Genomic DNA, 13,098 nt, shown 5'->3' with positions numbered 1-13,098 from the left:
GATCAGTTCGTCCGCGGCGGCAGCGGCGGCCGCCGCAGGTCCGGCCGGGGCGTGGACTCCGGCGGAGGCGCCGCCGCGGGCGCGTCCTCCAGCAGCTCCAGGGCCAGCCGGACGGCGGCGAACAGCTCCGGGTGGCGCCCCCGCGCCCAGTCGCGCGGGGTGCGCAGCATGTGCACGTCCGGCTCCACGCCCCGGTTCTCCACCGACCAGCCGAGCCCGCCGCCGAACCAGGAGGCGTTCTTCGGCACCGAGATCTGGGTGCCGTCGCCGAGGGTGTGCCGCCCGCTCATCCCGACCACCCCGCCCCAGGTGCGGGTGCCGATCACCGGGCCGAGCCCGAGCAGCTTGATCGCCGCGATGATCACGTCGCCGTCCGAGCTGGTGGCCTCGTCGGCCAGCGCCACCAGCGGTCCGCGCGGCGCGTTCCGGGGCCAGCGCACCGGCCGGCGGTCCCGGGTGAAGTCCCAGGCCAGGACGTGCCGGGAGAGCTTCTCCAGCACCAGTTCGGAGACGTTGCCGCCGGCGTTGCCCCGGACGTCCAGCACCAGCGCGGGCTTGTCCAGCTCGCGCCGCAGGTCCCGGTTGAACTGCGCCCAGCCGGAACCGCCGAGGTCCGGGATGTGCAGGTAGCCGCACCGCCCGTCGCTGAACTCCCGGACCAGGGTGCGCCGTCGGGCCACCCAGTCCTGGTAGCGGATGGGCCGCTCGTCGGTCAGCGGGGTGACCACGATCCGCCGCACCGGGCCGTCCGGGCCGCTGCGCAGGGCCAGTTCCACGGTGGTGCCGCCGGTGCCGGCCAGCAGCGGCAGCGGTCCGCGCAGCGGGTCCACCGGGCGGCCGCCGACCTCCAGGAGCTCGTCGCCGTCCCGGACGCCCTGGGCGGCCAGCGGGGCGCGGGCGCGCGGGTCGGAGCTCTCGCCGGGCAGTACCCGGTGGACCAGCCAGCGGCCCTCGGGGGAGCGGTGGGCGTTGGCGCCGAGCAGGCCGAGCGGCTGCTGGGCGAGGGCCGGGCCCTCGGCGCGCCGGGAGGGGGTGACGTAGGCGTGCGAGGTGCCGAGTTCGCCGAGCAGTTCGCGCAGCAGGTCGGCGAAGTCGTCGGGGGAGCAGATCCGGTCCAGCAGCGGCTCGTACTGGGCGACCAGCGCGGGCCAGTCCAGGCCGGACATCCGCTCGTCCCAGAACTGGTCCCGGACGATCCGGGCGGCCTCGTGGTAGGCCTGGCGCCACTCGGCGGCCGGGTGCACGGTGTGGGTGATCCGGCGCAGGTCGACGGTGGTGCCGGCGGCGGGGGCGGCGACCGGCACCACCCGCAGCGTGCCGGCCGAGTAGACCGCGATCGAGCCGCCGTCCCCGGAGACCGCGTAGCCGTCCAGCCTGTCGACCAGGGTGCTGCGGGTGCCCCGGGCCAGGTCGAAGTGCTCCAGGGAGGGGCGGCCCGAGGTGTCCTCCGGGCTGGCGAAGGTCTGTCCGAGGGTGCCGGAGATCGGCCAGCGCAGCCAGACCAGGCCGCCGCGCACCGCGTCGGTGGCCGAGTACTTGGAGGCGATCACCGGGAACTGGAGCAGCCGCTCGCCGATGCCCTCCGGGTCCACCCGGACGGTGCCGTCGCCGCCTCCGTCGCCGTGCGGGGGGCCGTCCTCGGCGGGGGCGGCGAACGGCGAGGGGGTGTCGTCGGCGAGCGGGACGAGGTACGGGCGGCAGCCGACCGGGAAGGAGAGGTCGCCGGTGTGCACGTCGTGGACCGGGTCGAAGCCGCGCCAGGACAGGAAGGCCAGGTAGCGGCCGTCCCGGGTGAACACCGGCTGCTCGTCCTCGAACCGGCCGTCGGTGACGTCGGTGGTGGCCGCGGGCGCGTCGGTGCGGGTGAGCCGGATGCGGCGCAGCGAGCGCCCGGCGACCGGCTCGGACCAGGCGATCCAGTGCGAGTCGGGGGAGAAGCGGGCGCTGGAGCACGGTCCGTAGCCGGAGGCGGCCAGTTCGCGCACCTCGCCGTCGGCGGCGGAGACCAGCAGCAGCCGCCCGTCCGAGGTGGTCGCGGCGAGCCGGGTGCCGTCGGGGGAGGCGGTGAGTTCCAGGACGCGGCCGATCCGCCCGGCGGCGAGCACCCGGTGGCGGTGCTTCTCCGCCCCGGGGTGGCCCGGCGGCTCGGTGCGGCCGGGCAGCGGCACCACCTCGATCGCGTCGGCGCCCTCGGCGTCGGTGATCCAGGCCGCCTCGCCGGTGTGCCCCAGCACCACCGGCAGCCGGGTGCGCACCCCGGGGGTGTCGGCGAGCACGCGGGCCGGGCCGTCCTTGTGGGTGAGCCAGTACTGGCTGCCGCGCACGGTGACCACCCCGGCCCGGCCGGTCTGGTCGCAGGCGAGGTCCTTGACCTGGTTCGCGGCGTTGACCTGGTACGGGCGGCGGCCGGCCCGGGCGCCGCCGAGCGGGACGCGCAGCCGGCGCGGGGCGGGGGCGTCCAGACCGTCCAGCAGCCAGAGGTCGCCGGCGTGCTGGTAGACGATCCGGGTGCCGTCGGTGGCGGCCTCGCGGGCGTAGTAGGAGGCGTGGTCGGTGTGCCGGCGCAGGTCGGTGCCGTCCGGGCGGCAGGAGTAGACGTTGCCGATGCCCTCGTGGTCGGAGAGGAAGGCGATCCGCCCGCCGACCGGCATCGGGGCGGCGAGGTGTCCGGTGTGTCCGGGCAGGATCCGCTCGCCGTCCACCCAGAGCCGGCCGGTGGCCCCGCCCCGGTACCGCTTCCAGGCGGCCGGCTCGTGCGGGGCGGCGCCGGTGAGCAGCACGGTCCGCTCCCGGCTCATCTGGGCGTCGCCGACCGGCCCCCAGGGCATCCGGCGGCCGGGGGAGCCGTCCGGCGGCAGGGCGTGCGCCCAGGTGTAGTGGCCGAAGGGCTCGTGGTAGGAGGTGACGGCCAGCACCTCGCCGTCCGGCAGCCAGCCGCGCACCCGGGTGTCCTGACTGCCCCAGAAGCTGAGCCGGCTCGCCTGGCCGCCCTCGACCGGGGCGGTCCACACCTCGGGGGTCAGGGCGAACCAGCTGGTCCAGGCGAGGGTGGTGCCGTCGGGGGAGAAGCGGGGGTGGCTGACCCGGGTGCGGTCGCAGCCGACCCGCCAGGCCCGGCCGGTGCCGGTGCCGTCGGCGTCCAGCGGAGCGACCCAGACGTCGTCCTCGGCGGTGAAGGTGAGCAGGCCGCCGTGCAGGTGGGGGTGGCGGAGGTAGCCGGGCGGGATCACTCCTCCATCCTTCGACGGGGCGTCACCCCCGGCAACCGGAGGAGAGCGGGAACCGGTCTGGACCATTGACACCGTACGGCCGGATCCACTTCAGTGGTCTAGTCCAACTTGGGTGCCAGGCCGGGCCGTTCCCCCCACTGGCGCGTGCTCCGGCGTGCCCTCGGACGTCCCCCACGACCGCGCCATCGCAGGAGCACCCGCATGCGCAGAACACCCATCCCCGGAACCCCGGCCAAGGGCCGCCGCGCGGCCGTCGCCGCCGGTACCGCCTCCGCCGTCGCCGCGGCCGCCCTGGTCGGCGTGACGCTGGGCCTGGCGCCCGCCGCCTCGGCCGGCGAGTTCCTGACCAACGGCGGCTTCGAGTCCGGCTCGCTCGGCCCCTGGAGCTGCGCCGCCGGCTCCGGCAGCGTCGTCACCGCCCCGGTGCACAGCGGCGGCCGGGCGCTCGCCGCGGCCGCCACGGCCGGCGACACCGCCCGCTGCGGCCAGACCGTCACCGTCGCCCCGAACACCACCTACACGCTCAGCGCCTTCGTCAACGGCTCGTACGTCTACCTGGGCGTGGACGGCGGTGGCCCGAGCACCTGGACGCCGGGCACCGGCGGCGGGTACCAGAAGCTCAGCCTCAGCTTCACCACGGGGGCGAACCAGACCAGTGCCACCGTCTACACCCACGGCTGGTACGGCCAGGGCACCTACTACGCGGACGACGTCTCGCTGGACGGCCCGGGCGCCCCCAGCCCGACGCCCACGCCCACCGTCTCGCCGACCGCGACCGCCTCGCCCACCGCGACGCCGACGGGCACCCCGACCGCGACCCCGACGGGCACCCCGACCGGGACGCCCACCGGAACCCCGACGGGCACGCCCACCGGCCAGCCGGCCGGCAGCCACGCCCTGGTCGGCTACCTGCACGCGAGCTTCGCCAACGGCGCCGGCTACACCCGGATGGCCGACGTCCCGAACTCCTGGGACTTCATCAACCTGTCCTTCGGCGAGCCCACCTCCGTCACCTCCGGCGACATCCGCTTCAACCGCTGCCCGGCCGCAGAGTGTCCGGGCGTCGAGTCGGACGACGAGTTCAAGGCCGCCATCGCCGCCAAGCGGGCCCAGGGCAAGAAGGTGCTGATCTCGATCGGCGGCCAGAACGGCCAGGTCCAGCTGACCAGCACCGCCGCCCGGGACGCCTTCGTCGGCTCGGTCTCGGCGATCATCGACAAGTGGGGCCTGGACGGCCTGGACATCGACTTCGAGGGGCACTCGCTCTCCCTCAACACCGGTGACACCGACTTCCGGAACCCGACCAGCCCGGTCATCGTCAACCTGATCTCCGCGCTGAAGACCCTCAAGGCCAAGTACGGACCGGGCTTCGTGCTGACCATGGCGCCGGAGACCTTCTTCGTCCAACTCGGCTACCAGTACTACGGATCCGGCCCCTGGGGCGGCCAGGACCCGCGCGCCGGGGCGTACCTGCCGGTCATCCACGCGCTGCGCGACGACCTCACCCTGCTGCACGTCCAGGACTACAACTCCGGCTCCATCATGGGCCTGGACAACCAGTACCACTCGATGGGCGGCGCCGACTTCCACGTCGCGATGACCGACATGCTGCTCAAGGGCTTCCCGGTGGCGGGCAACGCCGACAGGGTGTTCCCGGCGCTGCCCGCCGCCAAGGTCGCCATCGGCATGCCGGCCACCACCAACGCGGGCAACGGCTACGTCGCCCCGGCGGAGGTGAACAAGGCACTGGACTGCCTCACCAAGCTGGCCAACTGCGGGACGTACGTGCCGCGTTCGGGCGCGCAGCCGAACCTGCGCGGGCTGATGACCTGGTCGATCAACTGGGACCGGTTCGGTGGCCAGGAGTTCTCCAGGAACTTCAACGGCTACTTCGGCCGCTGAGCCGGGGGCCCGGCCGACCCGACGGCCGGACGGCCCGCCCGCGGGACCGTGCTTGAACCTGACACCGGTGTGAGGTCCAAGCATGGTCCCCATGGCGACCACACAGCTCACGACCCCGGTACCCCACAAGCCCTTTCCCCTGTCGGCCCTGCTCGCGCTGGCCACCGCCGTCTTCGTCACCGGTCTCACCGAGAACCTGCCCGCGGGCGTGCTGCCCGGGATGAGCGAGGCGCTCGGGGTCAGCGAGTCGGCGGCCGGGCAGACCGTCACCGTCTACGCGATCGGCTCCGCCGTCACGGCGATCCCGCTCGCCGCGGCCACCACCGGCTGGGGCCGCAAGCGGCTGCTGCTCACCGCGATGGCGGGCTTCGCGGTGGCCAACACCGTCACCGCGGCGTCCACCAGCTACCCGCTCACGCTGGCCGCCCGCTTCCTCGCGGGCGTCGCGGCCGGCCTCGCCTGGGCCCTGCTGGCGGGGTACGCGCGCCGGCTGGTGCCGGTCGGGCAGCAGGGTCGGGCGATGGCGGTGGCGATGGCGGGCGTGCCGGTGGCGCTGTCGCTGGGAGTGCCGGTCGGCACCTTCCTCGGGCAGGTGCTCGCCTGGTGGGTGCCGTTCCTGGCCATGACGGCACTGGCCGTCGGCGTGATCGGCTGGATCGCGGCGCTGCTGCCGGACCAGCCGGGGCAGCCGGCCGGTGAGCGGGTAGCGGTCCGCCGGGCGCTCACCGTGCCCGGCGTACGGCCGGTGCTCGCCGTGACGGTGCTCTACGTGCTCGCGCACACCATCCTGTTCACCTACATCGCGCCCTTCCTGGACCGGGCCGGCCTCGGCGGCGCCACCGGCAGCGTGCTGCTGGTCTTCGGGGCGGCCTCGCTGCTGAGCGTCTGGCTGATCGGCGTCCACATCCACCGCCGGCTGCGGCAGCTGACGATCGGCGGCGCGCTGCTGGTCGCGCTGACGGCGGCCGTCCTCGCGGTGTGGTCCGGCAGCGCGCCGCCGGTGTACGTCGCGGCGCTGTTCTGGGGCCTGGGCTGGGGCGGCGCCCCGACCCTGCTCCAGACCGCCCTCGGCGACGCGGGCGGGGAGCGGGCGGACGCCGCCCAGGCCGTGCTGGTGACCCTGTGGAACGCGGCGATGGCGGGCGGCGGCGTGGTCGGCGGCCTGGTCCTGAGCGGCCTGGGCACCGGCGCCCTGCCCTGGACGGTGCTCGCGCTGATGCTCCCCGTCCTCGCGGTGGCCACCGCCGCCCGCCGCCACGCCTTCCCGCCCCGGCGCTGAGACCGCCCGGTGCCGAGACCGTCTGTGCCGAGACGGTCTCGGCGCCGGGACAGCCCGGCGCCGGGACCGTCCTGCCCGGCCTCGCCCGGCTAGCGGACCATCAGCCGGTTCACCGCCTCGACCACCTCGGGAGACGCCTTCGCCAGGGCGCCCGACGCGTACGGCGGCTGCGGGTCGTACTCGATCAGCAGCTGGATCGCCTGCGCGGTGGTGTCCCCGCTGATCCGGCCGGCCAGCGTCAGGGCGAGGTCGATCCCGGCCGAGACCCCGGCGGCGACGGCGTACTTGCCGTCGATGACGACCCGCTCGGTCCCGGTCGGTTCCGCCCCGTACCCGGTCAGCCGGTCCAGCACGCCCCAGTGCGAGGTGGCCCGGCGGCCCTTGAGCAGCCCGGCGGCGCCCAGCAGCAGCGAGCCCGAGCAGACCGAGGTGGTCCAGGTGGTGGTCGCGTCCACCCGGCGCAGCCAGTCGAGCAGCGCCTCGTTCCCGAGCTGGGCCTGCGTCCCGGGCCCGCCGGGCACCAGCAGCAGGTCGGCCGAGTCGACCTCGTCCAGGGCGGCGTCCGCGGTGACCGCCAGGCTGCCGACGTCGTTGCGCACCGGCCCCCGTTCGGCGGCGGTGAACACGACCTCGGCGCCGGGGATCCGGGACAGCACCTCGTACGGGCCGACCGCGTCCAGCGTGGTGAACTCGGGGTAGAGCAGGATGGCGATGCGCATCAGTGGCCTCCGGTGGGTTCGGGTCGGAAACGGCGTCGGTACTCGGCGGGCGGGGCGGCCAGGGCCCGGACGAAGGCGCGCCGCATCGCCTCCGGGGTGCCGTAGCCGCAGTGACGGGCGACCTCCTCGATCCCGTCGTCGGTGTCCTCCAGCCGGCGCCGGGCGGCCTCCAGCCGGACCCCGTCCACGTACCGGCCCGGGGGCACCCCGATCTCGGCGGCGAAGGCGCGGGCGAAGTGCCGCGGCGACAGCGCCGAGCGGCGGGCCAGCTCCCCGACCGAGAGGTCGGCCTCCGGGTGCTCGGTGATCCACCGCTGCACCTCGCGCAGCGGCTGCCGGGCCGCCACCTGGGCGGCCAGCTGGGCGCTGAACTGGGCCTGGTTGCCCGGCCGGCGCAGGAAGACCACCAGATGACGGGCGACCACCAGGGCGGTGTCCCGTCCGAGGTCCTCCTCCACCAGGGCGAGCGCCAGGTCGATCCCGGCGGTGACCCCGGCCGAGGTGGCGATCGGGCCGTCCCGGACGTGGATCGGGTCCGGGTCCACCTCGACGTCCGGGAACCGCCGGGCCAGCGCCTCGCAGTGCGCCCAGTGGGTGGTCGCCCGGCGACCGGACAGCAGCCCGGCCTCGGCGAGCAGGAAGGCCCCGGTGCACACCGACACCACCCGCTCGGCCCGTCCGGCCAGTTCCCGGATCCGTGCCACCAGGGCAGGGTCCGGGTGCCTGGTGCCCTCCCCGCCGGGAACCAGCAGGGTGTGCACCGGTCCGGCTCCGGCGAGGTCGGCGTCCGGCAGCAGCCGCAGTCCACTGGAGGCCCGCACCGGCCCGCCGCCCGGTGCGGCGGTGGTCACCCGGTACGCGTCCGGCCGCCCGGAGGCGGAGCACGCCCCCGTGAAGACCTCCACCGGGCCGGTCACATCGAGGCTCTGCACGCCCTCGTAGAGGACGACGAGCACGCTGCGTCCTGTCATGCGACCAGCCTGTCAGCGGGCCGTGGTGGCAGCAATGACCTGCTTCCCACCTTTCCTGCCACGCGCCGCGGGCGTACGCGGAAACGCCGGAAGGCCCCCCGCTCTCGCGAAGGGCCTTCCGGCTGTCTGTGCGCCGCCAGGGACTCGAACCCCGGACCCGCTGATTAAGAGTCAGCTGCTCTAACCAACTGAGCTAGCGGCGCCTGCTGACGTGGAGAACATTACCTGGTCAGCAGCCGAAACTCACAATCGGCCCGGGTCGGGAGCCCGGCCGCGCTCAGACGGTCAGCACCACCTTGCCCCGGACGTGCCCGGCGGCGACCAGCCGGTGCGCCTCGGCGACCCGCTCCATCGGGAACGTCTCCTCGACCTCCAGCCGCAGCCCGCCGGCCTCCCAGAGCTTCACCAGCTCGGCCAGCCGCTCGGCCGTCCGCTCGCCGCGCAGTCCCCGGACGCCCAGCCGCTCGGCGCCCGGGTAGTCGACCACGGTGCCGATCCGGTCCCGGTCGGCGACCAGTTCGACGGAGGCCTCCAGGGCGCCCCGGCCGGCGGCGTCGAAGGCGGCGGTCACCCCCTGCGGCGCCACCGCCCGGACCCGCTCGACCAGCCCCTCGCCGTACGTGACCGGCACCGCGCCGAGCTCCCGCAGGTACCCGTGGTTGCGCTCGCTCGCGGTGCCGACCACCGTGGCGCCCCAGGCCCGGGCCAGCTGGACGGCGACCGTGCCGACCCCGCCCGCGGCGCCGTGCACCAGCACGGTGTCGCCCGGGCCGACGCCCAGCGCGGTGAGCGCCAGGTGCGCGGTCTGGCCGGAGGCGGAGAGCGAGCCGGCCTGCTCCCACGGCATCCCGGCGGGCTTGGCCACCAGTCGGGCGGCGTCCACGGTGACCAGTTCGGCCTGGCAGCCCAGCACCCGGAAGCCCAGCACCTCGTCCCCGACCCGCCGGTCCCCTGCGTCCGGGCCGAGGGCCTCCACCACCCCGGCGAACTCGTTGCCGAGGACGAACGGCGGCTCGACCGCCAGCCCCGGCGGCCGGAAGCCCTCGCGGATCGCGAGGTCCACCGGCTGCACCCCGGCCGCGTACACCCGCACCCGCACCTCGCCCGGCCCGGGCTCCGGGTCAGGCACCTCGCCGACCCGGAGGACCTCCGGACCGCCGCTGCCCGTCACGGTGACCGCCTTCATGCCTGTTCCCGCCCCTCGTCGATCCTTCCGATGCCGACGATCCTCGGACCTGAAGTGCGCTTGAGGTCAAGCCGCTGTTCAGCGTGTCGACATTATTGAGCGCATTGTCAGATTTATCCTGGGCGGCGCTCAGCCGTCCGTCGTCGAGAGGAACCTCCCCGTGGGCCAGCTGCCCCTGTTCTTCCTGGTGCTGCTCGCCTCCGTGGTGACCATGCCGCTCGGGCGGCGGACCGGAGTGCCGCAACCGGTGCTGATGACCCTGCTCGGCATCGTCATGGCGCTCGTCCCGCAGATCCCGGACGTCACCATCGAGCCGGAGCTGATCCTGCCGCTGGTCCTGCCGCCGCTGATCTTCGCGGTGGCCCGGCGCTCCTCGGTGCGCTACTTCAAGGCCAACGCCCGCTCGATCCTGCTGCTGGCGGTCGCCCTGGTGGTGGTCACCACGGTCGCCGTGGCCGGCACCGTGCACTGGCTGCTGCCGACCCTGCCGCTGGCCGCCGCCATCGCGCTCGGCGCGCTGGTCTCCCCGCCCGACCCGGTGGCCGCCGTCGCGGTGGCCGGCAGCATCGGACTGCCCCGCCGCCTGGTGTCGATCCTGGAGAGCGAGGGGCTGTTCAACGACGTCACCGCGATCGTCATCTACACGCTGTCCATCGAGGCCGTGGTCAGCGGCGACTTCTCGGCCGGGCACGCGGTGCTGCGCTTCGTGCTGTCCGCGGTGCTGGCGGTGGTGGTCGGCGTCGCGCTCGGCTGGCTCAACACCAAGCTCGCCGAACGGCTGGACGACCCGACCCAGCAGGTCGCGCTCAACCTCCTGGTGCCCTTCGCCGCCTACGCCCTGGCCGAGGAGATCCACGGCTCCGGCGTGCTCGCCGTCGTGGTCTGCGCGCTGTACCTCGCCGAGCGGGCCTCCGACGCGGACGCCGTCTCCTACCGGCTGGTCGGCAACGCCTTCTGGGAGGTGGTCGAGATCCTGATCACCGGGGTCGCCTTCGGCCTGATCGGCCTGGAGCTGGCCACCGTGCTCAAGGAGGCCGGCCGCGGCTGGACCGGCTTCCTCGGCGACGCCGCCGTGGTCATCGCGGTGGTCGTCGGGGTCCGGCTGCTCTGGCTGCTGCCGGCCGGCTGGCTGTCGAAGAGGCTGCGCTCCGGCGACGAGGAGGACACGCCGTTCAGCTGGCAGGAGAGCGTGATCCTCTGGTGGTCCGGCATGCGCGGCGTGGCCACCGTCGCCCTGGCGCTCGCCATCCCGCTCACCCTGCACTCCGGCGAGGACTTCCCCGAGCGCGGCCGGCTGGTCTTCATCGCCTTCAGCGTGGTGCTCTTCACCCTGCTGGTGCAGGGCCTCACCCTGCCCTGGCTGGCCAAGCGGTTCGAACTGGACATCGACCGGGACGGGCACGAACAGGCCGTGCGCCAGCTCTGGTGGCGGGCCGCCAAGGCCGGGCTCCGGCGCCTCGGCGAGCTGGAGGAGCAGGACCGGCTGCCCGCCGAGGTCGCCGACCGCCTGCGGGACCGTCAGCACGACCGGCTGGCCCGCCTCTGCCCGGAGAACTACGCCGAGGAGGAGGCCGCCGAGGCCAGGGTGCGGATCGCCCAGTGGCGGGCCGCCCGGGACGTCGAGCAGGAGATGATCGCCGCCTCCCGGCGCGAGATGCTCGCCGCCCGCAGCGAGCCCGGCGCCGATCCGGAGCTGGTCGACCAGGTGCTGCGCGGACTGGACCTGCGCTCCGAACGGAAGTGACGGACTGTCCGCCCCCGCCGGGCGGAATGTGCGTGACCGGCCCCGGGGTTGCATAGGCTGAACCCGGGCAGGCCGTCAACGGAGTCGGCGCACCACCAGTACCCGCACGACCTCGGCGAACCCTCACGCCTGGCCCTGCCGGTTTCTGCACCCAGATGAATCGAGGACCCACCGATGTCGGAGACCCGCGCCGACGCCCGTACCCCGCTGGACCGCACCCCGCAGTGGGCCGCCCTGGCCAAGCACCGGGCCGAACTGGGCGACACCCACCTGCGTGAGCTGTTCGCCGCCGACCCGGAGCGCGGCCGCCGCTACACCCTGCAGGTCGGCGACCTGCACGTGGACTACGCCAAGCACCTGGTCACCGACGAGACGCTGGAGCTGCTGCGCGAGCTGGCCGCCGCCACCGGCGTCGCCGAGCTGCGGGACGCGATGTTCCGCGGCGAGAAGATCAACAACACCGAGCACCGGGCCGTCCTGCACACCGCGCTGCGCGCCCCGCGCGACGCCGTGATCGAGGTCGACGGCGAGAACGTGGTGCCCGCGGTGCACGCCGTCCTCGACAGGATGGCCGACTTCGCCGACCGGGTCCGCGGCGGCGAGTGGAAGGGCCACACCGGCAAGCCGATCCGCACCGTCGTCAACATCGGCATCGGCGGCTCCGACCTCGGCCCGGCGATGGCCTACGAGGTGCTCCGCTCGTACGCCAAGCGCGACCTCGACGTCCGCTTCGTCTCCAACGTGGACGGCGCCGACCTGCACGAGGCGGTCCGCGACCTCGACCCGGCCGAGACGCTGTTCATCGTCGCCTCGAAGACCTTCACCACCATCGAGACCATCACCAACGCGGTCTCCGCCCGCGACTGGCTGCTCACCGGGCTGCGCGCCGGCAACGACGCGGTCGCCAAGCACTTCGTCGCGCTGTCCACCAACGCCCAGGGCGTGCAGGACTTCGGCATCGACACCGCCAACATGTTCGAGTTCTGGGACTGGGTCGGCGGCCGCTACTCCTACGACTCGGCGATCGGCCTCTCGCTGATGATCGCCATCGGACCGGACGCCTTCCGCGAGATGCTGGACGGCTTCCACCTGGTCGACGAGCACTTCCGCACCGCCCCGGCGGAGCGGAACGTCCCGCTGCTGCTCGGCCTGCTCGGCATCTGGTACGGCGCGTTCTTCGACGCCCAGGCGCACGCGGTGCTGCCCTACTCGCACTACCTGTCCAAGTTCACCGCCTACCTCCAGCAGCTGGACATGGAGTCCAACGGCAAGTCGGTGACCCGCGACGGCACCCCGGTGGACTGGCAGACCGGCCCGGTGGTCTGGGGCACCCCCGGCACCAACGGCCAGCACGCCTACTACCAGCTGCTGCACCAGGGCACCAAGGTCATCCCGGCCGACTTCATCGGCTTCGCCAAGCCGGTCGCCGACCTGCTCCCCGGCCTGGTCGCCCAGCACGACCTGCTGCTGGCCAACTTCTTCGCCCAGACCCAGGCGCTGGCCTTCGGCAAGACCCCGGAGGAGGTCGTCGCCGAGGGCGTGCCCGCCGAGCTCGTCCCGCACAAGACCTTCAAGGGCAACCACCCGACCACCACCATCCTGGCCGGCGAGCTGACCCCCTCGGTGCTCGGCCAGCTGGTCGCGCTCTACGAGCACAAGGTGTTCGTCCAGGGCGCGGTCTGGAACATCGACTCCTTCGACCAGTGGGGCGTCGAGCTGGGCAAGGTGCTCGCCAAGCGGATCGAGCCGGTGCTGCTCACCGGTGAGGGCGCCGAGCAACTGGACAGCTCCACCGCCGAGCTGGTGGCCCGCTACCGAGCGCTGCGCGGCCGCTGAGCCGGGCCCGACCGGGCCGTCCGCTCCGGCGGGCGGCCCGGCACCCGGGGCCGGAGCCCCGTTGCGTCGGTCCTCGAAGGCCCGGACCGGAAAACGCCGGAAGGCCCCTCGCTCTCGCGAAGGGCCTTCCGGCTGTCTGTGCGCCGCCAGGGACTCGAACCCCGGACCCGCTGATTAAGAGTCAGCTGCTCTAACCAACTGAGCTAGCGGCGCCTGCTGACAGAGAAGACT

The 13,098-nt window shown here is 74.2% G+C and carries 8 protein-coding genes and 2 tRNA genes; 4 read left to right on the top strand and 6 right to left on the bottom strand.

Going from position 1 to position 13,098, the window contains the following annotated elements; translation table 11 throughout:
- Nucleotides 1-2: 2 nt before the first annotated feature.
- Nucleotides 3-3,230: a S41 family peptidase gene (locus ACZ5GH_RS13235; RefSeq protein WP_464334341.1), complete on the bottom strand. Its 3,228-nt coding sequence runs from the start codon at nt 3,228-3,230 to the stop codon at nt 3-5.
- Between the two features lie 201 nt (nt 3,231-3,431).
- On the opposite strand from ACZ5GH_RS13235, the gene ACZ5GH_RS13230 reads away from it, so the two are divergent.
- Together ACZ5GH_RS13230 and ACZ5GH_RS13225 are read left to right on the top strand one after the other, a co-directional pair.
- Nucleotides 3,432-5,132, top strand: coding sequence for a chitinase (locus tag ACZ5GH_RS13230; RefSeq protein WP_464334340.1), 1,701 nt, complete (start codon nt 3,432-3,434; stop codon nt 5,130-5,132).
- Between the two features lie 91 nt (nt 5,133-5,223).
- Entirely contained in the window at nt 5,224-6,411 is a 1,188-nt protein-coding gene (locus ACZ5GH_RS13225) for an MFS transporter (RefSeq protein WP_464334339.1), read from the top strand.
- A gap of 89 nt (nt 6,412-6,500) precedes the next feature.
- Here ACZ5GH_RS13225 and ACZ5GH_RS13220 read toward each other — a convergent pair whose 3' ends face one another.
- From ACZ5GH_RS13220 to ACZ5GH_RS13205, 4 genes are all read right to left on the bottom strand, one after another.
- The gene (locus tag ACZ5GH_RS13220; RefSeq protein WP_464334338.1) at nt 6,501-7,130 is read right to left on the bottom strand and encodes a DJ-1/PfpI family protein; all 630 of its coding nucleotides are present in this window, start codon (nt 7,128-7,130) and stop codon (nt 6,501-6,503) included.
- Nucleotides 7,130-8,101, bottom strand: a complete 972-nt coding sequence (locus ACZ5GH_RS13215; protein WP_464334337.1) for a GlxA family transcriptional regulator — start codon at nt 8,099-8,101, stop codon at nt 7,130-7,132. The genes ACZ5GH_RS13220 and ACZ5GH_RS13215 overlap by 1 nt, the downstream gene beginning before the upstream one ends.
- A 129-nt stretch (nt 8,102-8,230) precedes the next feature.
- A tRNA-Lys gene (locus tag ACZ5GH_RS13210) sits at nt 8,231-8,304 on the bottom strand.
- 74 nt (nt 8,305-8,378) lie between these two features.
- Complete coding sequence (locus ACZ5GH_RS13205) at nt 8,379-9,287, bottom strand: NADP-dependent oxidoreductase (protein WP_464334336.1); 909 nt, start codon at nt 9,285-9,287, stop codon at nt 8,379-8,381.
- A gap of 160 nt (nt 9,288-9,447) precedes the next feature.
- On the opposite strand from ACZ5GH_RS13205, the gene ACZ5GH_RS13200 reads away from it, so the two are divergent.
- Nucleotides 9,448-11,031 (top strand): Na+/H+ antiporter, encoded by a 1,584-nt coding sequence (locus ACZ5GH_RS13200; RefSeq protein WP_464334335.1) that lies wholly within the window; start codon nt 9,448-9,450, stop codon nt 11,029-11,031.
- A gap of 174 nt (nt 11,032-11,205) precedes the next feature.
- Nucleotides 11,206-12,867: a glucose-6-phosphate isomerase gene (gene pgi / locus ACZ5GH_RS13195; RefSeq protein ID WP_387757022.1), complete on the top strand. Its 1,662-nt coding sequence runs from the start codon at nt 11,206-11,208 to the stop codon at nt 12,865-12,867.
- A gap of 139 nt (nt 12,868-13,006) precedes the next feature.
- Here the strand turns inward: pgi and ACZ5GH_RS13190 are convergent.
- Nucleotides 13,007-13,080: transfer RNA gene (locus ACZ5GH_RS13190), tRNA-Lys, on the bottom strand.
- Nucleotides 13,081-13,098 lie beyond the last annotated feature (18 nt).

It is taken from the genome of Kitasatospora sp. Xyl93, from assembly GCF_055383135.1.
This window is presented reverse-complemented; position numbering and strand designations above follow the sequence as displayed.

Excerpts from the sequence above, each read along its gene's own strand:
- ACZ5GH_RS13230 (WP_464334340.1), top strand. The coding sequence starts at position 3,432 with ATGCGCAGAACACCCATCCCCGGAACCCCGGCCAAGGGCCGCCGCGCG.
- ACZ5GH_RS13225 (WP_464334339.1), top strand. The coding sequence starts at position 5,224 with ATGGCGACCACACAGCTCACGACCCCGGTACCCCACAAGCCCTTTCCC.
- ACZ5GH_RS13220 (WP_464334338.1), bottom strand. The coding sequence starts at position 7,130 with ATGCGCATCGCCATCCTGCTCTACCCCGAGTTCACCACGCTGGACGCG.
- ACZ5GH_RS13215 (WP_464334337.1), bottom strand. The coding sequence starts at position 8,101 with ATGACAGGACGCAGCGTGCTCGTCGTCCTCTACGAGGGCGTGCAGAGC.
- ACZ5GH_RS13205 (WP_464334336.1), bottom strand. The coding sequence starts at position 9,287 with ATGAAGGCGGTCACCGTGACGGGCAGCGGCGGTCCGGAGGTCCTCCGG.
- pgi (WP_387757022.1), top strand. The coding sequence starts at position 11,206 with ATGTCGGAGACCCGCGCCGACGCCCGTACCCCGCTGGACCGCACCCCG.